The organism is Nocardia grenadensis NBRC 108939, from assembly GCF_001613445.1.
Lineage (GTDB): Bacteria > Actinomycetota > Actinomycetes > Mycobacteriales > Mycobacteriaceae > Nocardia > Nocardia grenadensis.
Window position 1 is genome coordinate 1 of the sequence record NZ_BDCJ01000009.1, and the last position, 20,993, is coordinate 20,993.

The 20,993-nt window shown below is 70.1% G+C and carries 18 protein-coding genes and 1 pseudogene; 17 read left to right on the plus strand and 2 right to left on the minus strand.

Annotation, left to right across the window (positions count from 1 at the left end; all coding sequences use genetic code 11):
• Window positions 1–809: 809 nt before the first annotated feature.
• Window positions 810–1,730, plus strand: a pseudogene (locus NGR01S_RS30095) (tetratricopeptide repeat protein); the annotation flags it as partial.
• 10 nt (window positions 1,731–1,740) lie between these two features.
• Here NGR01S_RS30095 and NGR01S_RS09865 read toward each other — a convergent pair.
• On the minus strand, window positions 1,741–2,220 hold the full coding sequence (locus NGR01S_RS09865) for a GyrI-like domain-containing protein (RefSeq protein WP_063035889.1): 480 nt from the start codon (window positions 2,218–2,220) through the stop codon (window positions 1,741–1,743).
• A 650-nt stretch (window positions 2,221–2,870) separates the two neighbouring features.
• On the opposite strand from NGR01S_RS09865, the gene NGR01S_RS09870 reads away from it, so the two are divergent.
• Genes NGR01S_RS09870 through recN form a run of 5 tightly spaced genes read left to right on the plus strand, consistent with a single transcriptional unit; the run spans window position 2,871 to window position 7,606 of the window.
• Window positions 2,871–3,767 carry an HAD-IIA family hydrolase gene (locus NGR01S_RS09870; protein ID WP_063035890.1) on the plus strand — a complete coding sequence of 299 codons (897 nt, stop codon included), beginning with the start codon at window positions 2,871–2,873 and terminating at the stop codon, window positions 3,765–3,767.
• Between the two features lie 13 nt (window positions 3,768–3,780).
• Window positions 3,781–4,062 carry a hypothetical protein gene (locus tag NGR01S_RS09875; RefSeq protein WP_063035891.1) on the plus strand — a complete coding sequence of 94 codons (282 nt, stop codon included), beginning with the start codon at window positions 3,781–3,783 and terminating at the stop codon, window positions 4,060–4,062.
• A 1-nt stretch (window position 4,063) separates the two neighbouring features.
• A complete protein-coding gene (locus NGR01S_RS09880) occupies window positions 4,064–4,885 on the plus strand; it encodes a TlyA family RNA methyltransferase (protein WP_063035892.1) in 822 nt (273 codons plus the stop codon).
• The gene (locus NGR01S_RS09885; RefSeq protein ID WP_063035893.1) at window positions 4,882–5,856 is read left to right on the plus strand and encodes an NAD kinase; all 975 of its coding nucleotides are present in this window, start codon (window positions 4,882–4,884) and stop codon (window positions 5,854–5,856) included. Before NGR01S_RS09880 ends, NGR01S_RS09885 begins: the two co-directional genes overlap by 4 nt.
• Window positions 5,834–7,606 carry a DNA repair protein RecN gene (gene recN / locus NGR01S_RS09890; protein WP_063036297.1) on the plus strand — a complete coding sequence of 591 codons (1,773 nt, stop codon included), beginning with the start codon at window positions 5,834–5,836 and terminating at the stop codon, window positions 7,604–7,606. The genes NGR01S_RS09885 and recN overlap by 23 nt, the downstream gene beginning before the upstream one ends.
• Before the next feature lie 111 nt (window positions 7,607–7,717).
• On the opposite strand, the gene NGR01S_RS09895 is transcribed toward recN, so the two are convergent.
• Window positions 7,718–8,137 carry an SRPBCC family protein gene (locus tag NGR01S_RS09895; RefSeq protein WP_063035894.1) on the minus strand — a complete coding sequence of 140 codons (420 nt, stop codon included), beginning with the start codon at window positions 8,135–8,137 and terminating at the stop codon, window positions 7,718–7,720.
• Window positions 8,138–8,304: 167 nt separating this feature from the next.
• Here NGR01S_RS09895 and steA point away from each other — a divergent pair, with 167 nt between their 5' ends.
• The 11 genes from steA to NGR01S_RS09950 all read left to right on the plus strand — a co-directional run bounded on the left by steA (window position 8,305) and on the right by NGR01S_RS09950 (window position 20,851).
• Entirely contained in the window at window positions 8,305–9,522 is a 1,218-nt protein-coding gene (steA, locus tag NGR01S_RS09900) for a putative cytokinetic ring protein SteA (RefSeq protein ID WP_063035895.1), read from the plus strand.
• 243 nt (window positions 9,523–9,765) lie between these two features.
• Window positions 9,766–11,493, plus strand: a complete 1,728-nt coding sequence (pyrG, locus tag NGR01S_RS09905) for a CTP synthase (RefSeq protein WP_063035896.1) — start codon at window positions 9,766–9,768, stop codon at window positions 11,491–11,493.
• Window positions 11,490–12,146, plus strand: a complete 657-nt coding sequence (locus tag NGR01S_RS09910; protein ID WP_063035897.1) for an NUDIX domain-containing protein — start codon at window positions 11,490–11,492, stop codon at window positions 12,144–12,146. The genes pyrG and NGR01S_RS09910 overlap by 4 nt, the downstream gene beginning before the upstream one ends.
• Before the next feature lie 13 nt (window positions 12,147–12,159).
• A complete protein-coding gene (gene xerD, locus NGR01S_RS09915; protein ID WP_063035898.1) occupies window positions 12,160–13,101 on the plus strand; it encodes a site-specific tyrosine recombinase XerD in 942 nt (313 codons plus the stop codon).
• Between the two features lie 262 nt (window positions 13,102–13,363).
• Window positions 13,364–14,239 carry a ParA family protein gene (locus tag NGR01S_RS09920; RefSeq protein ID WP_245664547.1) on the plus strand — a complete coding sequence of 292 codons (876 nt, stop codon included), beginning with the start codon at window positions 13,364–13,366 and terminating at the stop codon, window positions 14,237–14,239.
• 29 nt (window positions 14,240–14,268) lie between these two features.
• Window positions 14,269–15,141 (plus strand): segregation and condensation protein A, encoded by an 873-nt coding sequence (locus NGR01S_RS09925; protein ID WP_063036298.1) that lies wholly within the window; start codon window positions 14,269–14,271, stop codon window positions 15,139–15,141.
• A 148-nt stretch (window positions 15,142–15,289) separates the two neighbouring features.
• Complete coding sequence (gene scpB / locus NGR01S_RS09930; RefSeq protein WP_063035900.1) at window positions 15,290–15,946, plus strand: SMC-Scp complex subunit ScpB; 657 nt, start codon at window positions 15,290–15,292, stop codon at window positions 15,944–15,946.
• 9 nt (window positions 15,947–15,955) lie between these two features.
• On the plus strand, window positions 15,956–17,245 hold the full coding sequence (locus tag NGR01S_RS30100) for a pseudouridine synthase (protein ID WP_084480611.1): 1,290 nt from the start codon (window positions 15,956–15,958) through the stop codon (window positions 17,243–17,245).
• A 65-nt stretch (window positions 17,246–17,310) separates the two neighbouring features.
• A complete protein-coding gene (gene cmk / locus NGR01S_RS09940) occupies window positions 17,311–18,009 on the plus strand; it encodes a (d)CMP kinase (RefSeq protein ID WP_063036299.1) in 699 nt (232 codons plus the stop codon).
• A complete protein-coding gene (gene der / locus NGR01S_RS09945) occupies window positions 18,006–19,433 on the plus strand; it encodes a ribosome biogenesis GTPase Der (RefSeq protein ID WP_063035901.1) in 1,428 nt (475 codons plus the stop codon). The genes cmk and der overlap by 4 nt, the downstream gene beginning before the upstream one ends.
• A gap of 539 nt (window positions 19,434–19,972) precedes the next feature.
• Window positions 19,973–20,851: an alpha/beta hydrolase fold domain-containing protein gene (locus tag NGR01S_RS09950; protein ID WP_063035902.1), complete on the plus strand. Its 879-nt coding sequence runs from the start codon at window positions 19,973–19,975 to the stop codon at window positions 20,849–20,851.
• Window positions 20,852–20,993: the final 142 nt, after the last annotated feature.

Below are 20,993 nucleotides of genomic sequence, written 5' to 3' on the forward strand. Positions count from 1 at the left end.
CTTTCAAGATAGGGGACCCATTCGTGGGTCCCCTATCTGCGTTTCTGCCTACGGTGATATGGCCCGTAAACTTGGTGTGAGCACAATCCACCATTGTCGGCGGTTCGACCGTATTGCCGTCGCAATCCGTTGATCCAGTCTGGTAACCGAGAGAGGGACCCGCCGTGCCGGAACAGAACAATGGCCGGAAACCGTTCCGGCGCACTTCTTCCGGACCCGACGCCGGCTTCCGGCGCGGCGAGGGCGCCGCTGACGGCAGCCGCTCGGGTGGCGATTCCGGAGGTACGGGAGAAGGCGGCCGTTCGGGTGGCCGGGGCGGATTCCGCCGAGACGACGATCGCGGCGATGCCCGCCGCACCCGCGAACCGGATGCCAGGGGCGCGGGACGTGACCGGCCGGGGTCCGGCGGTAGCGAATTCGGTGGTGACCGGCCACGCGGTCCGCAGCGGCCCGATCGAACCGGCCGCGAAGAGCGGACCGGCTCTCCGGGGCAGCGCGACCGCGGTGCCGACCGGTCAGGATTCCGGAGTGAAGGGACACGGTCGAATTGGGAGGACAATCGTTCCCGTGGTTCACGACCGCAGTCGCGTCCGGACGGTGACAAGCGGGAGTACGGCACGCGCGAGCGCGGGGACTTCCGGTCGCAGGGAGGCGCTGCTTCTTTCGGTGATTCGGATCGAGGGCGGGACAATCGCGGCGGCGGACGCGGGGACAGCCGGGGCGGTGGCCGCCCGTCCGAGCAGTCCGCTCGTGGTGCCGATGAGCGTCGTTTCGGTGGACGGGGCGGATCCGACCGGCCCGACCGTGGGGGTGATGAGCGTCGTTTCGGTGGGCGCGGTGGATCCGACCGGTCCGACCGTGGGGGTGATGAGCGTCGTTTCGGTGGGCGCGGTGGATCCGACCGGTCCGACCGTGGGGCCGACCGGCCGCGCCGGGACGGGGTGGGGCCGGCGGAGAGCGGCAGCGGTCCGGGATTTTCTCGCGGTGGCGACGCCGGCGGACCCCGGCGCCGGGGCGGTGAGGGTGGGGGCCGTGGGGCCGATCGTCGCCCGCCGCGGCCCGACGAGCCCGATCTGCCCGATGAGGTCCAGGCCGGGGATCTCGATCCTTCGATCCGGCGCGATCTGCTGAGTCTGGACAAAGGCAATGCGGAAACTGTCGCCCGGCATCTGGCGATGGCGGTGCAGGTTCTCGACGACGACCCGCAGCTGGCATTGGCCCATGCGCGGGCCGCGCGGCAACGGGCCGGACGGATCGCCGTCGTGCGGGAGACCGCCGGCGTTATCGCCTATCACGCCGGAGAATGGGCCGAAGCCCTATCCGAGCTGCGTGCGGCGCGGCGGATGGCGGGCGGGTCCGGCTTGCTCGCGGTGATGGCCGACTGCGAACGTGGTCTCGGCCGGCCCGAACGCGCCATCGAGATCGGTCGCAGTGACGAGGGTCGCGCGCTGACCGGTGACGAGGCGATCGAACTGCGGATCGTGGTCGCGGGCGCGCGGATGGACCTCGGCCAGTACGACCAGGCCGTGGTGACCCTGCAGACTCCCGACCTCGACCCGTCCCGCACCGGTTCGGGTCCGGCGCGGCTGTTCTATGCCTACGCCGACGCGCTGGTCGCGGCCGGGCGTACCGATGAGGGACAGACCTGGTTCTTCAACGCGGCCGCCGCGGACCTCGACGGCGAAACCGATGCCGAGGAGCGTGCGGCCGAACTGACCGGCGAGGCCTGATCCGCGGCGGTCAGGACCGGGTGACCGACCAGTTGAGCTCGGTTCGCAGATCGGCCGGGTCCATCTCCGGGTTCGGTTCGGTGAGGTAGACCTCCCAGCGGTCGGCGCCCGGAACCAGGCCCTGTTCGGTGATCCAGCCGTGCAGGCGGTCCCAGGTGACGCCCAGCGTGTCGAACGCGCCATAATGCACCACACGAGCGATCGGGCCGGCCGGGAGCACACCGGGGACGACGTCGCCGTCGAGGCTGATGCGCCGGTCGACGGGGAACCCCACCTCCAGTTCCGTGGCCTCCTCGGAAGCGGCTCCCCACCGGGCGAGAGCCGGGCCGGTGATCAGGGCCTCCTGCGCGGCGAGGGCCGGCGGGAGGATGCCGAACGAGGTGTCGAAGAACGAGATCGTCTGCGCCGGCGCCACCCGGCCGCGCACCACGGCGGTGAGGGTCTCGGCGATCTCGAGCAGTTCTGGTTCGGCTGTGCGTTCGGCAGTCACGGTTCTCCTGGATAGCAGTCGTCGGTCGGCCGCGGCAGGTCGGCCTCTCTCCGGTTCCGACGGGTCACGGCATGGGAATTCATCGGCGTCCGCACATCGCGTTCACCGCGGCCGGCGGCGGATGGCAGCCTGCCAGCAGCGGTGTGGAGATATGGCCGGTAACTGGCCCGGACGCCGGTAGCGCCCTGGCTCCGTTGCGGCCGGAGCGCAGTCCCGGCGGCGGCCCTCGAGTTCACCGGGTCGACCCGGCACACATGAGAAGCTCACGGTCGTGAGGGGTGATCGTGGTCGCGGCATCGAGAGTCTCTCGAATGTGCCGTGGTATTCGGCAGAACACAGCGGCCCGTTCGGCGCCTCCGCGGTGACCGGGAGCGCGCTCTCAGAAGCGGCCCCGCCGGGCGAGATCCCGGGCCGGCGATCACGGCCTCCTGCGCCGCGAGGCCGGTGGGACGATGCGGAACGAGGCGGGTAGCGGCAACCCACCCATACCTGCCACTGCTGCGTAAGGGCTATCCGAAGATGCCCGGGCGCGAATATCGCACCGCGCTCCCCGGCCCAGGACGTCGGTCGCCTGTCCATCGGGGTGCCGGGTGGGCGACGGGAGACGGCTGGGTGTCCGGGGCGTCGGGGACAGGACGTAGGGTCCGGGTGTGCGGGAAGCGAGTGAGACACGGTTGCGGGACAGGTACGAGGCGCTGCTGCTGGATCTGGACGGAACCCTCTACCGGGGCGCCGATGTGATCGACGGTGCGCCCGAGGCGCTGGCGGGCGGGACCCAGCGATCGGTGTATGTCACCAACAACGCGAGCCGGGCGGCCGGCAGTGTGGCGGCCCATCTGGCCGAGCTGGGATATCCGGCGACGGAGGCGAATGTGGTGACCAGCGCGCAGGCGGCGAGCCGGTTACTCGCCGAGCGGCTGGCGCCCGGCGCCGAGGTGCTGGTCGTCGGTTCCGACGACCTGGCGGCGGAGATCAAGACGTCCGGTCTGCAACCGGTACGCCGGGCGACGGAGACGGTGGCGGCGGTCGTCCAGGGACATTCGCCACAGACGGCCTGGCCGGACCTGGCCGAGGCGGCCTACGCGTTGCGGGCGGGGGCGCTGTGGGTGGCGGCCAATACCGATCGGACGCTGCCGAACGAGCGCGGACTCGCGCCGGGTAACGGCGCGATGGTCGCGGCGCTGCGGGCCGCCACCGATCTGGAACCCGTGGTGGCCGGCAAGCCGTATCCACCGCTGCTCGAAGACGCGCTGATCCGGGCGGAGACACGCGCGGCCCTGGTCGTGGGCGACCGGCTCGACACCGATATCTCCGGTGCGCAAGCCGTGGATCTGGATTCGCTGCTCGTACTGACCGGGGTCAGTACCGCCGACGAACTCATCGGTCTGCCGGAGGCGGACCTGCCGACCTATGTCGCCGACAGTCTGGACGCCCTGCGGCAGCCGCCGGTGCCGGGCCTTGTCGCCCCGGAAGAGGTGCGCGCGCAGCTGCGGGCACACCCTGGCCGGGCGCTGACGGTGCGCGCGCCCCGTTCGGAAATCCGATAGCGTTGAGCTCACGATGACTACCCCGACCCCTCGCCCGAACACTCCCGGCACCGCCCGCTCCGGGCCGCTGCCCGGCCGGCATCTGCCCGGGGCCGCCGGGCACGGTGAACCCGCCGATCCGGACCGGATCCGCGCCGAGGTCCGCGACCTGCTCGCCGAACTCGGGCCGGTGCCGGATACCGGAGGCGCGACCGGGGACGATTCCGTCGGCACCGATCTGGCCCGCCGTGCGCATATCCTGGACCAGGCACACGAAGTGCTGGTACAGGCGCTGGCCACGGTGGACAAGATCTGAGGTGGCCAGGCGGGCGCGGGTGGACGCGGAACTGGTCCGCCGTGGTCTGGCGCGGTCACGGGAACACGCGGTGGAGTTGATCGGCGCCGGGCGGGTGCTGATCAACGGCACGGTGGCGGTGAAACCGGCGACCGCGGTGGAGACCGGTACCCCACTGGTGGTCAAGGAACAGGTCGACGAGGTCGCCTGGGCCTCGCGTGGGGCGCACAAACTGCTGGGTGCGCTGGAGGTGTTCGAAACGCGGGGTCTGTCGGTCGCGGGTCGGCGCTGCCTCGACGCCGGGGCGTCGACCGGCGGTTTCACCGATGTGCTGCTGAGCCGGGACGCGCGCGAGGTGGTCGCGGTCGATGTGGGCTACGGCCAGCTGGTGTGGCGGTTGCGTACCGACGACCGGGTGCGGGTGCACGACCGGACCAATGTGCGGAGCCTGACCGTCGACGATATCGGCGGGCCGGTGGAGCTGGTGGTCGCCGATCTGTCGTTCATCGCGCTGACGTTGGTACTGCCCGCGCTGGCGGGTTGCGTGCTGCCGGGCGCCGATCTGCTGCCGATGGTGAAACCGCAGTTCGAGGTCGGCAAGGATCGGGTCGGATCCGGCGGGGTGGTGCGGGATCCGCAGCTGCGGGCCGACGCGGTGTGTTCGGTCGCCGCCGCTGCCGCGGAGCTCGGGTTGCAGACCCGGGGTGTGGTGGCCAGTCCGTTGCCCGGTCCGTCCGGCAATGTCGAATACTTTCTGTGGCTGTGCCGGGACGACTCGGCGAGCTACACCATCGACGAGGTGGGGGAACTGGTGCGGCGGGCAGTCGAGGAGGGGCCACAGTGAACACGGAGGCACCCCGGCCGCGGGAGATCCTGCTGGTCTCCCATCCCGGACGGGCCGAGATCAGCGAGACGGCGCATCGGGTCGCGAAGATCTGCGCGGAAGCCGGAATCGGGTTGCGGGTGCTGGCCGACGAGGCCTACAGCACTCGATTCGACGCCGATGCCGAACCGATCGCCGACCCCTGCGGATATCCGGTGCAGGTGGTCGCCCACGAACCCGAGGCGGCGCGGGGTTGCGAGATGGTGCTGGCGCTCGGCGGTGACGGCACCCTGCTGCGCGCCGCGGAACTGGCCCGGCAGGTGACGGTTCCGGTGCTGGGCATCAACCTGGGGCGGATCGGGTTTCTCACCGAGGCCGAGGCGGAGAACCTGGACGAGGCGCTCGCCCAGGTCGTCCGGCGCGACTACCGCGTCGAACGGCGGATGACTCTGGACGTCAGTGTCCGGCTCGACGACGAGATCATCGAACGGGGGTGGGCGCTGAACGAGGCCAGTATCGAGAATGCGGCCCGGATGGGTGTTCTCGAAGTGGTACTCGAAGTCGACGGGCGACCGGTCTCCTCCTACGGTTGTGACGGAATCCTTGTCGCGACCCCTACCGGATCGACGGCGTATGCTTTCTCCGCGGGTGGGCCGGTGGTGTGGCCGGAACTGGAAGCGCTGCTGGTGATTCCGAGCAACGCGCACGCTCTGTTCGCCCGGCCCCTGGTCACCAGCCCGGATTCACGAATCGCGGTCGAATCCGTTGCCACCGGCCACGATGCGATAGTTTTCCTGGATGGCAGGCGCACCCTCGCACTGCCGCGGGGCGGCCGGGTCGAAGCGGTCCGAGGTGCCGAGCCGGTGCGGTGGGTGCGGCTGGATTCCGCGCCGTTCGCGGATCGGATGGTGCGCAAGTTCGAGCTGCCGGTCACGGGTTGGCGGGGCCGGCGGCGAACGGAGGGCACACGTGCTGACAGAGATAAGAATTGACGGACTGGGCGTCATCTCGACGGCCACCGCGCAATTCCACGAAGGGCTGACTGTGCTCACCGGGGAAACCGGAGCGGGCAAGACGATGGTGGTCACCAGCCTGCACCTGCTGAGCGGTGCGCGCGCCGATGCCGGGCGGGTCCGGCTGGGCGCGAATCGCGCGGTGGTGGAGGGCCGGTTCACCCTGGAAGAGGTGAACGAGTCGGCGCGCGCCGAAGCGGAACGGGTGCTGGAATCGGCGGCGGCCGTTGCCGACGACGACGGTACGGTGATCGCGATCCGCACCGTCGGCAGCGACGGGCGGTCCCGGGCGCATCTGGGCGGCCGTGGCGTACCGGCTTCGGTGCTGGCCGATTTCACCGCGCCGATGCTCACCGTGCACGGTCAGAACGACCAGTTGCGATTACAGCGTCCCGAACAGCAGTTGCACGCGCTGGACCAGTTCGCCGACGCGACGGTGGGGCCGCTGCTGCGGGACTACGTGGAACACCGCCGTGCCTGGCTGGATGCCCGGACGACGCTGCTGGAACGCACCGCGCGCGGCCGGGAGATGGCGGCCGAGGCCGAGCGGCTGACCCAGTCGCTGGCCGAAATCGACGCCGTCGCACCGGAGCCCGGGGAGGACGAGCGCCTGGTCGCGGAGATCAGGCGGCTCAGCGACCTGGATTCGCTGCGGGAGGCGGCGGCGACCGCGCACGAGGCGCTCGCCGGTCCGGCCGATAATCCCGGCGAAGGGGTCGGGGCGCTGGACGCGCTCGGCGTGGCCCGCTCCCGGGTGGAGGGCGCCGAGGATCCGGCGCTGGCGGCGCTGTCGCCGCGGCTGGCGGAGGCGATCGCGGTGGTGGTGGATCTGACCACCGAGCTGAGCGGCTATCTGTCGGGTCTGCCGTCGGACCCCGGGGCGCTGGAATCCATGCTGTCGCGGCAGGCGGAGTTGAAATCGCTGACCCGTAAATACGCACCCGATATCGACGGGGTGATCGCGTGGGCGGACGAGGCGCGGACCCGGCTGGACTCGCTGGATGTCTCGGAGGAGACCCTCGCGGCGCTGACCGCCGAGGTCGAGGCGGGGGCGGATCGGGTGCGGGCCGCGGCGGTGAAACTGTCGCAGGCGCGCACTGCCGCCGCGGGTGATCTGGCGGCGGCGGTGACCGAGGAGCTGAGCGGGCTCGCCATGGGCAAGGCGCGGCTGGAGGTCGAGGTGCGGCCGTTGCCTGCCGGTGCGCAGGATTCCGCGCCGCTGCTGGTCGACGGTGTCGAACTGCACGCCGGTCCGGCCGGGGTGGACGAGGTGGAGTTCCGGCTGGCCGCGCATTCCGGTGCGCAGTCGCTGCCGTTGAGCAAGAGCGCGTCCGGTGGTGAGCTCTCGCGGGTGATGCTGGCCCTGGAGGTGGTGCTGGCCGGTGCCGAGCACGGGGCGACCATGGTGTTCGACGAGGTGGACGCGGGTGTCGGCGGCCGGGCGGCGGTGGAGATCGGGCGGCGGCTGGCCCGGCTGGCACGTACCCATCAGGTCATTGTGGTGACGCATCTGGCGCAGGTGGCGGCATTCGCCGATACCCATCTGGTGGTCAACAAATCCGATGACGGCGAGGGTGCCGTGAATTCGGGGGTCCGGGCGCTGACCCAGGACGAGCGGATCGTGGAGCTGGCCCGCATGCTGGCCGGGCTCGACGATACCGAGACCGGTCGCGCGCATGCCTGGGAGCTGCTGAACACCGCCCGCGCCGAGCGGATGGCGGCATACTGACCCGTCGTGCGACACCCGGGACGCTGATCGGTACCGGTGCCGGAGGGGGCCGGTCGCCGGCCGGGTATCTCACCCGGCGCGGCCACCCGGCTCCGGTTTCGTGCCGGCAGGTCAGTCGACAGCTTTGCGCGCGGCGGAGATGAACTGGTTGATCAGGCCTTTGAGGCCGATCTCGAGCACTTTGGCCGGCACGGGGAGCGAGGGGTCGGAGGTCATCGTGTAGGTGACCCGGGTGCCGTTGTCGGCGTCGGCGAAGGTGATGACGCCGGTATGACTTTTCACCGGGGCGCCTTTGACGATCTTGTACTCCATCCGCTCGTTCGGTATCAGCGCGGTGATCTCCTCGACCACCCCGACCGGGCCGATACCGATCTTGTGCCGGGCGCCGACGCCCTCTCGTTCGGTGGTGCCCGGTGTGACGAGCGTGACGTTCACCGCGAGGAACGGATCAATGCTCTCGCGGTCGGCGAACAGCCGGTACACGGTCGCGCGCGGGGCGGCGATCACGGTATCGACGGTGGTGCTGGCCATGGAGACTCCTCTTCGTGTAGCTGTTCCGGGCAGCTTACGGCGCACGGCAGTGGATTTCGTCCGTCGCTACGCCGCGCGGAGCTCCCGATAACCGGTCGATAGCCGTTGAGTATCGACTCGCGGCGTGTCTCCACCAATGGTTGAGGGTTTGCGGCGATTATCACTGCATGAGGATGCTGGCGCTGCTGTCGAAGAATCCGGAGACGTTGCCCGGCCGAACCGGCACCGCCCGGGTCGACCGCGATACCCGGCGGCTACTCGAACGGGTGGAACCCGGTGATATCGCGGTCCTCGACGAAATGGACCTGGACCAGGTCACCGCGGATCAGTTGCTCGCGGCCGGGGTGGCGGCGGTGGTGAACAACTCGCTGTCGATCTCCGGGCGCTATCCCAATCCGGGTCCCGAACTCCTGGTGGCCGGCGGCGTGCTGCTGCTGGACACGGTCACCTCCGACGCCTTCGGTCGGATCAAGGACGGCGCGAAGGTGCGGATCGAGAACGGGGTCGTCTACGCCGACCGCCTCACCCGCCGGGAACCCGAGGTGCTGGTCGAATGCCTCGAACTCGACGAAACCGCGGTGGCCGACCGGCTATCGGAAGCGCGCAACGGTCTCGCCGGTCATCTCGAAGCCTTCGCCGGCGGCACTCTCGATTTCATCCGGACCGAATCATCGCTGCTCATGGACGGTATCGGGGTGCCCGAACCGGACCTGGACCTGAACGGCCGCCAGGTGGTGGTGGTCGGGGACGGGCCCGGGCATGCCGAGGACCTGAAGAAGCTCAAACCCTTCATCAAGGAGTACGCCCCGGTCATGATCGGGGTGGGACAGGGCGCCGAGACCGTCCGGCGCGCGGGCTACCGGCTGGATCTGATCGTCGCGAACCCCGAGCAGCTCCCCGCGAAAATCCTCACCGGTAGCGCCGAGTTGATCGTGCCGGCGGAACTGGACGGTTATGCGGAGGGCCTGGACCGGGTCAAGGAGCTGGGGATCGGCGCGATCACCTTTCCGTGCTCCGGGACGCCCGCGGATCTGGCGTTGCTGCTCGCGCACCACCGCGGCGCCGCGCTCATCGTCACGGCGGGCGCGCCCGCGTCCCTGGAGGAATTCTTCGACCGGTGCCGCCAGGACAGCAACCCCGCGACATTTCTCACGCGCCTGAAGGTCGGGGGCGCGCTCATGGACGCGACCGCGGTGGCCACGCTGTACCGGAGCCGGGTGTCCGGGGCGCTCATGGCGCTGATGGTGCTGGCCGCGCTCGTCGTGCTGATCGTGGCGGTGCTGGCCGCCGGCCACGGGAGTGAGGTGCTCGCGCCGGTGCAGGATCTGCTGCACCGCGCCGATCTGTGGGTTCGGGAGACGCTGAGCCGGCCCGGGGCGAGCTGAGCACCGCGGCCGACGCCCGGATATGAGGCGGTCCGCGCAATCACACAGCATCGTGTGGGGCGGGCGGTGCCGCGACGACTGTGCGCCGAACTGTGAGAGAAGTGGCCGGTGGTGTCCCCGGGGCGGGGGTGGTCGATTTTCGCTCGGCCCATCATCCCGATTCCGCCGCCGATGCGGCGATCGGGTGGTTAACCGGGGGTGGCGCTCGATCGTCGCCCGGGTTTCGTGTTACCGTGAAGACCCGTGGGTCATACACGGATTCAGGCGCGGGCAGCCACCAAGCATATTTTCGTCAGCGGCGGCGTCGCCTCCTCACTCGGCAAGGGTCTCACCGCCTCCAGTCTCGGTCAGTTGCTGACCGCGCGGGGGCTACGGGTCACCATGCAGAAACTCGACCCCTATCTGAACGTCGATCCCGGCACCATGAATCCGTTCCAGCACGGCGAGGTGTTCGTGACCGAGGACGGGGCCGAGACCGACCTCGATGTGGGGCACTACGAACGTTTCCTCGACCGGGAACTTTCCCGGGACGCCAACGTGACCACCGGTCAGGTGTACTCGTCGGTGATCGCCAAGGAGCGGCGCGGCGAATATCTCGGCGATACCGTGCAGGTCATCCCGCACATCACCGACGAGATCAAGGCGCGCATCCTGGCCATGCGCGGGCCGGACCTGCAAGGGCAGGAACCGGATGTGGTGATCACCGAGATCGGCGGCACGGTAGGAGACATCGAATCGCAGCCGTTCCTCGAAGCGGCCCGGCAGATCCGCCACGATATCGGCCGCGACAATGTCTTCTTCCTGCACGTCTCGCTGGTTCCGTACCTGGCCCCCTCGGGCGAGCTCAAGACCAAACCCACCCAGCACTCGGTGGCCGCGCTGCGCAGTATCGGTATCCAGCCCGACGCGCTCATCCTGCGCTGTGACCGCGAGGTACCGGCCGGCCTGAAGAACAAGATCGCGCTGATGTGCGACGTGGACGCCGACGCCTGTATCTCCACCCCTGACGCGCCGTCGATCTACGACATCCCCAAGGTGCTGCACCGGGAGGCCCTCGATGCCTACGTCGTGCGCAAACTCGGGCTGCCGTTCCGGGATGTGGACTGGACGATCTGGGGTGATCTTCTCGACCGCGTCCACGCGCCGCGGGAGACGGTGGAGGTCGCGCTGGTCGGCAAGTACGTGGACCTGCCCGACGCCTACCTGTCGGTCACCGAGGCGCTGCGGGCCGGTGGTTTCGCGCACCGGGCAAAGGTGAGCCTGCGCTGGGTACAGTCCGACGACTGCGCGACCCCGGCCGGCGCGCAGGCCGCCCTGCGCGATGTGGACGCGGTCCTCATTCCCGGCGGATTCGGGATCCGGGGGATCGAGGGCAAGGTCGGCGCCATCCATTACGCCCGTACCCGGGGGCTGCCGCTGCTCGGGCTGTGCCTGGGCCTGCAGTGCATGGTCATCGAGGCCGCACGGTCGGTGGGCCTGACCGACGCCAACTCCGCCGAGTTCGAACCGGAGACCGAGCACCCGGTGATCTCCACCATGGCCGACCAGGAACAGGCCGTGGCCGGGGAGGCCGATCTGGGTGGCACCATGCGGCTGGGTGCCTACCCGGCGGTCCTGGAGAAGGGTTCGGTGGTGGCCCGGGCCTACCAGGCCACCGAGGTCTCCGAACGGCACCGGCACCGCTACGAGGTGAACAACGCCTACCGCGACAAGATCGCCGCCGGCGGGCTGCGGTTCAGCGGTACGTCTCCGGACGGGCATCTGGTGGAGTTCGTCGAACTGCCTGCCGATATCCATCCCTTCTTCGTCGGCACCCAGGCCCATCCGGAGCTGAAGAGCCGGCCGACCCGGCCGCATCCGCTGTTCTCCGAGCTGATCGCCGCCGCGTTGCGGTACAAACTGGCCGAACGGCTGCCGGTCGATATCCCCGGCGAAGAAGAACTGGCCGGTACCTCCGAGCGGGTGTCGTGACCCCGGCGAACCCGGCGCCCGGCAGCCACGCCTTCGCGACGGTCGACAGCCGGGTCGTGTACTCGGGTGCGATTCTGGCGCTGCGGGTGGACCGGGTGGAGATGCCGGACGGGCGGGTCGTGGAACGCGAGGTCGTCGAACATCACGGTGCGGTGGCCGTGGTCGCGGTCGACGACGACGGCCGGGTGGTGCTGATCCGCCAGTACCGCCACCCCCTCGGGGAGCGGCTGCTCGAACTCCCGGCGGGCCTGATCGATATCCAGGGCGAGGATCCGCTGGAGGCCGCGCGCCGCGAACTCGCCGAGGAGACCGGGCTGGCCGCCCGGGACTGGTCGGTGCTGGTGGATGTCGCGCTGTCGCCGGGTTTCACCGACGAGGCATTGCGGGTGTATCTGGCGCGCGGGCTCGGTGAGACCGAACGACCGGACCCCGAACACGAGGAGGCCGACCTCGAGCTGGTGCGTATGCCGGTCGCCGAGGCGGTCCGCGCGGCGCTGGCCGGGACGATCGTGAACGCCACCGCCGTCGCCGGTCTGCTGGCGTTGAGCGCGGCCGAGGCCGCCGGCCTGCCGCTGCGGCCGGCCGACGCGCCGTGGCCGGGGCAGCCGGACGCACTGCTGCGCCGCCAGGCCGCGCAGCGGGACGCGGACTGACCGGGGGCCGCCGGTGCGGGAGGTCGATATCTTCCTGGACCATCTGGCCGTGGAGCGGGGTGCCGCGCGCAGCACCCTCTCCGCGTACCGCCGGGATCTGTCCCGCTACCGGGAGTTTCTGAGTGCACGCGGCCGCACCGACCTGGCCTCCGTCGTGGAGCGCGATATCACTGAGTTCGCGGTGGCTCTGCGGGCCGGCGACGCGCCGCATCCCCCGCTGGCGCCGGGCTCGGTGGCACGGGCCCTGATCGCGGTGCGGGGGCTGCACCGGTTCGCGGCCGCCGAAGGGCTGACCGGCGCCGATGTCGCGCATGCCGTCAAACCACCGATGGTGGGCCAGCGGCTGCCCAAAGCGCTCCCGGTGGATCAGGTGTTGCGGCTGCTGGACGCGGCGGATGCCGGCGCCGGGACCGGGGGGGAAGCCGCGGCGCGGGGGCTGCGTGACCGGGCGCTGCTGGAACTGCTGTACTCCACCGGCGCGCGGATCTCGGAGACCGTCGGACTCGATATCGACGACCTCGACCTCGACGACCGGGCGGTCGCCCTGCGCGGTAAGGGCGGTAAACAGCGGATCGTGCCGATCGGCCGCCCCGCGCTGGCCGCGGTGGACGCCTACCTGGTGCGGGGCCGGCCCGCCCTCGCGGCCCGCGCCCGCCGGTATATACCCGGCGCGGCGGCCGCGGTGTTCCTGAACGTGCGCGGCGGACGGTTGTCCCGGCAGAGCGCCTGGCAGGTGCTCCAACGCGCCGCCGAGCACGCCGGGATCACCGCCACGGTGTCCCCACACACCCTGCGGCATTCGTTCGCCACCCATCTGCTCGACGGTGGCGCCGATGTGCGGGTCGTCCAGGAACTACTGGGCCACGCGTCGGTGACCACCACCCAGATCTACACATTGGTCACGGTGGGGACGCTGCGCGAGGTCTGGGCGACGGCCCACCCGCGGGCGCGGTGAGCGGGTGTGTGCTCGGCGTGACGCCGCAGGCCACGCCGTGAACACCAACACGCCGCGGATACACGCGGCGCTCGAGCGGGGTCAACCGGTAGCGTCTAGGACTAGCCGGACCGTGGCGAAAGCGAGACCGTGCCTTGATCGGCCTCGTTACGCTCTACGAGGTGACGGACGGGTAGGAACATATAAGGAGCAGCGGATCGTGACGACAGCCGGATCGGCGGACTCGCCCAAGGGCGCCGAGAGCGACGATCGCGCCGCGTCTGTGTGGGGCGCGGGCCCCGAACCCGTTCCTGCCGACGCCGCGCTCGGGCCGACGGGCCGGCCCCGGCGTGCGGTCCCGGATCCGCCCGAGCCGTCGCACGAGGGCAATGCGCTCATCGTGGCGATGTGCAATCAGAAAGGCGGGGTGGGTAAGACCACCTCGACCATCAATCTCGGTGCGGCGCTGGCCGAATACGGCCGCCGGGTACTGCTGGTGGATCTCGATCCGCAGGGCGCGCTGTCGGCGGGGCTGGGTGTGGCACACCACGATCTGGACCTGACCGTGCACAATCTGCTCATCGGGGCGCCGGTGAGCGCCGATGACGTGCTCATGCAGACCAAGGTCGAGAATCTGGATCTGCTGCCCAGCAATATCGACCTGTCGGCGGCCGAGATCCAGTTGGTGAACGAGGTCGGCCGCGAGCAGTCGCTGGGCCGTGCGCTGGAACCGATCCGCGACCGCTACGACTACATCCTCATCGACTGCCAGCCGTCGCTGGGCCTGCTCACCGTGAATGCGCTCGCCTGCTCCGACGGGGTGATCATCCCGATGGAATGCGAGTACTTCTCGTTGCGCGGGCTGGCCCTGCTCAACGACACTGTGGAGAAGGTCCGGGACCGGCTGAACCCGCGGCTGAGTCTGTACGGCATCGTGGTGACCATGTTCGATGCCCGGTTGCTGCATTCCCGCCAGGTGATGGCGCGGGTGGTGGAGGTATTCGGGGAACTGGTCTACGACACCGCGATCGCGCGGACGGTCCGGTTCCCGGATGCCAGCGTCGCCGGTGAACCGATCACCACCTGGGCGCCGAAATCCAGTGGCGCCGAAGCGTATCGGGCGATGGCACGGGAAGTCATCCACCGGTCCGGTCGGTGAGCGGGCCGTCCCGGCCGGCATCGTCGACGATCAGCGAATCCGCCGCGCCCGCGGATCCGGCGGGGCCGGCAGCGGAGAAGTCGGGTTTCCATCTGCGGTTGAGCAATTTCGAAGGCCCGTTCGACCTGCTGCTCCAGTTGATCTCGCAACGCCGTCTCGATGTGACCGAGGTGGCGCTGCACAAGGTCACCGACGAATTCATCGCCTACACCAAAGCGTTGACCGCCGGATTGAACCAGCCGGGCAGTTCGCTGCGCACGGACAAGATCCTGGATCAGACCACCGAGTTCCTGGTGGTCGCGGCGACCCTGCTCGATCTGAAGGCGGCTCGGCTGCTGCCGTCTGGCGAGGTGACCGATCCCGACGATCTGGAGTTGCTCGAGGCCCGGGATCTGCTGTTCGCCCGGCTGCTGCAATACCGGGCGTTCAAGCAGGTCGCCGAGCTGCTCGGGGAACTGGAGGCGGCCGCGTTGCGCCGGTATCCGCGCAGTGTCGGCTTGGAGGAGCGGTTCGCGAGCCTGCTGCCGGAGGTCACCCTCGGGGTGGAGGCAGCCGGGTTCGCCGAGATCGCGGCGGCGGCGTTCCGGCCGCGGCCGGTGCCGACCGTGGGCCTCGACCATCTGCACGCGCACGCGATATCGGTGGCGGAGCAGGCGACGCTCGTGCTGGAGCGGCTGCGCGCACGCGGCGTGGGGGTATGGACCACGTTCGCCGAGTTGGTGGCCGATTGCGCGGCGCCGATCCAGATCGTGGCGCGGTTCCTGGCTTTGCTCGAGCTGTATCGGGGTAAGACGATCGAGTTCGACCAGCCCGATCCGCTGGGGCCATTGGCGGTGCGCTGGATAGGTGACGACGTGGACGGCGGTGCCGCGCCGGTGACCATAGAAGAGGACTACGGATGAGCGAGCCGGGCCCGAAGGCGGGCGTGTGGCACGGCCGGGCGGGATCCCGCACACATCCGCGGCGAATAGAGCACGGATGGGCCGGGACCGGAAGGCGGGAGCGTGACGTGACCATCTCGGGCTCTCGCGCGTACGTGGAGGACGGAGCATGACCGAGGCTGTGACCGATATCGCGCCCGAGCCGCTGGACGACGACGAATTCCGGGCGGCACTCGAGGCGCTGCTGCTCGTGGTGGACACTCCCGCGCCGGTGGAGCAGCTGGCCGCCGCGCTGGCGGAGACCCCGCAGCGGGTGGAACGCGCCCTGCGGGAGATGTCGGCGGAACTGGCCGCCCGGCGTAGCGGAATCGATCTGCGTTTCGCCGGGGACGGGTGGCGCTTCTATACTCGCAGCGAGTACGCACCGTATGTGGAGCGTATGTTGCTCGACGGCGCCCGGTCGAAGTTGACCAGGGCGGCTCTGGAGACGCTGGCGGTGGTGGCATACCGTCAGCCGGTGACCCGGGCCCGGGTCAGCGCGGTGCGCGGTGTCAACGTCGACGGTGTGATGCGCACCCTGCTGGCCAGGGGGTTGATCACCGAGGCGGGCACCGACCCGGAAACCAACGGCACGCTGTACGGCACCACCGAACTGTTCCTGGAACGGATCGGTTTGGCGTCGCTGAGCGATCTGCCGCCATTGGCGCCCCTGCTGCCGGGGGTGGACCTGATCGATGAGATCAACGACAGTCTGGAGACGGACCCCCGCTACACCAGGCTGCGAAAACCCGCCGAGGAAGATCTGAACCTCGGCGCCGAGGATTGACAGGAAAACGTGAAGACACCCGCTCGCCGAGACGGCATACCGGATCGTAAGAAAAGTGGCGACCAGGCCGGTCGCGGCCGCGGCGCCCCCCGGACGGGGGATGCTCGCCGCGGTGGCGGTGATACGCCTCGCACCGCCCGCACCGGAGGACCGCGCAGTACCGAACGGGGGGCCCGCAGCGACCAGCTGCCGCGCTCCGGGCGTGCCGCGGGTGCGGAATCGCCGGCCGGCGGACGCGGTGCCCGCACCGGTGGCGGTCGCGGTGGTTTCGCGACACCGGGCCGCGCGGGTGCGGCCGGGACCGGTCGCGGCGGCCCCGCGGGATCGTCCCGGGCCGGATCCGCGGGCCGCGGTGGTTCCGCGGGGACGGGCCGGGGCGGCTCGACCGCGGCGGGCCGCAGTGGCGCCGCCGGATCGCGGACCGGTGGCCGCCCGGCCGGCGGTACGGCCCGTCGGGCACAGAGCGCTCGTTCCGGGAGCAGCGCCCCGCAGCTGAACAATGCGAAACCGGCCCGGCATCAGCATGTGGAACCGGGTGAATCCGGTCACGTGAAGTTGCCGTGGGGAGAAGGCGAACGCCTGCAGAAGGTGCTGGCCAAGGCCGGGGTGGCCTCCCGCCGGGCCGCCGAGGAGATGATCGAGCAGGGGCGCGTCGAGGTCGACGGCATCATCGTGCGCGAACAGGGTCTGCGCATCGACCCGGAGAACGCCGTGGTGCGGGTGGACGGGACCCGGGTGGTGGTGCGCGAGGAACTCGTGCACCTGGCCCTGAACAAGCCCAAGGGCTGGCAGTCCACCATGTCCGACGATCTGGGCCGGCCCTGTGTCGGCGATATCGTCGCCGAGCGGGTCGCGGCCGGGCAACGGCTGTTCCATGTCGGCCGGTTGGACGCCGATACCGAAGGGTTGCTGCTGCTCACCAATGACGGCGATCTGGCGCACCGGCTGATGCACCCCTCCTTCGAGGTGTCCAAGACCTACCTGGCGACCGTGCAGGGCGAAGTGCACCGTTCGATCGGCAAGATCCTGCGCGAGGGCGTGGAGCTCGACGACGGACCGGCCAAGGTGGACCGCTTCCAGGTGCTCGAGGTCGACGAGGGACGTTCGCTGGTGAAGGTGGTGTTGCACGAGGGGCGCAAACATATCGTGCGGCGGCTGCTGGACGCGGTCGGGCATCCGGTGACCAGGCTCGTCCGCACCCATATCGGCCCGGTCGTCCTGAACGACCAACGTCCGGGCACGCTGCGCGTGCTGGGGCGCGATGAAATCGGCAAACTCTACGAGGCGGTGTCTTTGTGAACGGTGTGGAAGCTCCGGTGGGGGTCGTCGTGGATCCGGCCCGCGACCGGTCCCTGGTCGTCGCGATGGACGGTCCTTCGGGGACCGGTAAGTCCAGTGTGTCGCGGCGGCTGGCGGTACGGCTTTCGGCCCGCTACCTCGATACCGGCGCCATGTACCGGGTCGCCACGCTGCAGGTGCTGCGGGCGGGCGTCGACCCGGCGGATTCCGCCGCGGTGGCCGCGACGGTCACCGATATGCCGTTGCGGATCGGCACCGATCCCGACCGGGAACTGATCGAACTCGACGGTGACGATGTGCGTAGCGAGATCCGCGGAGCCGAGGTCACCGCGGCCGTGTCGGCGGTCTCGGCGGTGCCGGAGGTGCGGGAGCAGCTGGTGGCGCTGCAGCGCGAGATCGCGGTGAGCGCGGGCCGTATCGTGGTCGAGGGCCGGGATATCGGTACAACCGTCCTGCCCGACGCCGACGCCAAGATCTATCTGACCGCGTCCGCGCAGGCGCGCGCCCATCGGCGTAATCAGCAGAACATCGCCGAGGGCCGCGGGGACGACTACGCCGGGGTCCTCGCCGATGTAGAGCGCCGTGACCGCCTCGATTCGACGCGTGCGGTGTCGCCGCTGCGGCGGGCCGAGGACGCGGTGCAGGTCGACACCAGCGAACTGACCATGGACGAGACCATCGAGGAGCTGTACCGCGAGGTCGGCCGGCAGTTGGACCGGCCGCGGGATCGTGCCGCGGCGCGCAGCCGGGGAGTTGCCGGATGAGCGGGGACACCGTGAGTGACGTACTCGCCGGCGACGGCGTCTGGAGCGACGAATCGGAGTGGGAGCTCACCGATATCGCCGGTGACGGCGAAGCCGCCGATCATGTGCCGATGCCCACCCTGGCCGTGGTCGGCCGCCCGAACGTCGGTAAATCGACGCTGGTCAACCGCATTCTGGGCCGCCGCGAAGCCGTGGTCGAGGATGTGCCCGGGGTGACCCGGGACCGGGTGTCCTACGAGGCCAACTGGGCGGGCCGCCGCTTCTGGGTGCAGGACACCGGTGGCTGGGAACCCGATGCCAAGGGCCTGCAGCAGTCGGTGGCTCGGCAGGCGGAACTCGCCATGCGCACCGCCGATGCCATTGTGCTGGTGGTCGACGCGGTGGTCGGCGCGACCGCCACCGACGAGGCCGCGGTCAAGGTGCTGCGGCGGGCGAAGACACCGGTCATCCTGGTCGCCAACAAGGTCGACGACCAGCGCCTGGAGGCCGACGCGGCCGCCCTGTGGTCGCTGGGGCTCGGGGAGCCGCGCATGGTTTCCGCCGCGCACGGCCGCGGCACCGGTGATCTGCTCGACGATGTGCTCGATGTGCTGCCGGAGACCCCGCGGGAACTCGGCGGGCCCGGCGGCGGGCCACGCCGGGTGGCGCTGGTCGGGAAACCGAACGTCGGTAAGTCGAGCCTGCTGAACAAACTGAGCGGTGACGAGCGGTCGGTGGTGCACGATATCGCCGGCACCACCGTCGACCCGGTGGATTCACTGGTGGAACTGGGCGGCAAGGTCTGGCGTTTCGTCGATACCGCCGGGTTGCGGCGGAAGGTCGCCAACGCCAGCGGTACCGAGTACTACGCCTCGTTGCGCACCAAATCGGCGCTGGAGGCCTCCGAGGTGGCGATCATGCTGATCGACGCCGCGCAGCCCATCACCGAACAGGACCTGCGGGTGATCAGCCTGGTCGCGGACTCCGGGCGAGCTCTGGTGCTGGCGTTCAACAAATGGGATCTGGTGGACGAGGACCGCCGCCTGCAACTCGAGCGTGAGGTCGATCGCGATCTGGTGCGGGTGCCGTGGGCGCAGCGGGTCAATATCTCCGCGCAGACGGGCCGAGCGGTGCAGAAGCTCGTCCCGGCCATGGAGACCGCGCTGGAATCCTGGGACAAACGGATTTCGACCGGCCGTCTGAACACCTGGTTGAAAGAGGTGGTCGCCGCGACACCGCCGCCCATGCGCGGCGGTCGGCTGCCCCGCGTATTGTTCGCCACCCAGGCGACTACCAGGCCGCCGACCTTCGTCCTGTTCACCACCGGGTTCCTGGAGGCGGGCTATCGCCGGTTCCTGGAGCGGCGGCTGCGCGAGGAGTTCGGTTTTGCCGGGTCGCCGGTGCGGATCTCGGTCCGGGTCCGGGAGAAGCGCGCCAAGAAGTGAACCCCGGTGCTCATCCGCCGCGGAAGCGGGTGAGCACCGGCGTTTCCGGCCCGTGAGGCCCGCCGGCAGCGGGGGGATGCGTGCCACGGGTCGCGGCGGGACCGGATGCCGGCCGGTGGTAGCACGTGCCGCGCCGCCTCTTCACGGCGGAGCTCGGCGCGGGTGCCCGGACGGAACTTCGGCTCCCGGCCGCAGCCGCAGCTGTCGTATCGCGTCCCGGCGCTCAGTACTGCGGCGACCACCGACCAGGTGGTGCGGTCGTTTCGCCAGACTGGGGCGAAGTCCGTTCCGGCGCAGTACATTTCGTTTCCACAACGGGGGCACCGTACCGTACGGCCGAGCGCGGACCCGCCCCGGGCCCGCGATTTCAGCGCTGCTGCGATATCCGGCACGACGGGCAGATGTAGTGCGCCCGATACCGATATGACCTGTCGTCGCATACGTGGGTGAGAATAGCGGGCCCGCGCCGGAATATGCTCCGGAGAGCCGGGGCCGGTCCGGTTTCGTCCACCGGGGCGGATACGGAGGGAGTAGACATCATGGTCAGTCGCCGCGCCCGGGCGCTGTCGATGTTTCTGCGGGTCACCCGCAAACGCGGTATGGCGACCGCCGCGAAGGCGCGGGCCGCCATGGCCGAACCCGCCGGCACCCACACTCCGCCGCGGCGGTTGCGGCGGCGGCACCGGGTCGAAGAACGCCTCGTCGACGGATTTCCCTGCTATCGCGTGACTCCCCGGACGGCGCCGGAGTCCGGGAAAGTCGTCGTCTATCTGCACGGCGGTAGCTTCTTCCGGGAGATCAGCTGGTGGCACTGGCGGTTCGTCGATCGGCTCGTCACAGCCGGGCATCGGGTCGAGGTGCCGATCTATCCGCTGGCGCCGCGGTACACCTACCGATCGGCTCGGCCGTATCTGCTCGCGGTGTACCGGGAGGTGATCGGTGCGGTGGATCCCGGGCGGGTGCTGCTCGCCGGGGATTCCGCCGGTGGCACCCTGGCGTTGCTGCTCGCCCAGGCACTGCCGGATGCCGGGCTGCCCGGCCCGGCGCGGCTGATCCTGTTCGCGCCGTGTCTCGATATGCGCCTGTCCGCGCCGGAGATCGACCGGGTGCAGGCGGACGACCCGTGGCTGGCGCGGCCCGGCCTGCTCGAGGCGGGACGCGTCTGGGCCGGCGGGGACGACCTCGGGCTGCCGGAACTGAGCCCGATCAACGGTCCGGTGGACGGGCTACCGGAAACGGATCTCTTCGTGGGCACGCACGACATTCTGTACCCCGACGCGCGCGCGTTCGCCGAACGTGGCGGCGCGCGCGTGCGTCTCGTCGCCGAACCCGGTCTGTTCCATGTGTATCCGCTCGCTCCGGTCCCCGAGGCACGTCCCGTGGTGAAAGCGGTCCTGACCACATTGAATGCGCTGTGAGCGGCCGCACCGGCCGCCGTCGCCGGAGCGTGGCGCGCGCCGCGGACGCGGAAACGCCGGGCCGCCCGGGGAACTCGTGAACAGCCTGTGAACGCCTACGGAATTCGGTTGATTCGACCGTGACGATGCATCGCGGAGCAAA

What these genes read in the sequence shown, in the direction of transcription:
- NGR01S_RS09875 (WP_063035891.1), top strand. Translation starts at nt 3,781, where the DNA reads ATGACTACCCCGACCCCTCGCCCGAACACTCCCGGCACCGCCCGCTCC.
- NGR01S_RS09950 (WP_063035902.1), top strand. Translation starts at nt 19,973, where the DNA reads ATGGTCAGTCGCCGCGCCCGGGCGCTGTCGATGTTTCTGCGGGTCACC.
- cmk (WP_063036299.1), top strand. Translation starts at nt 17,311, where the DNA reads ATGGACGGTCCTTCGGGGACCGGTAAGTCCAGTGTGTCGCGGCGGCTG.
- NGR01S_RS09895 (WP_063035894.1), bottom strand. Translation starts at nt 8,137, where the DNA reads ATGGCCAGCACCACCGTCGATACCGTGATCGCCGCCCCGCGCGCGACC.
- der (WP_063035901.1), top strand. Translation starts at nt 18,006, where the DNA reads ATGAGCGGGGACACCGTGAGTGACGTACTCGCCGGCGACGGCGTCTGG.
- scpB (WP_063035900.1), top strand. Translation starts at nt 15,290, where the DNA reads ATGACCGAGGCTGTGACCGATATCGCGCCCGAGCCGCTGGACGACGAC.
- steA (WP_063035895.1), top strand. Translation starts at nt 8,305, where the DNA reads ATGAGGATGCTGGCGCTGCTGTCGAAGAATCCGGAGACGTTGCCCGGC.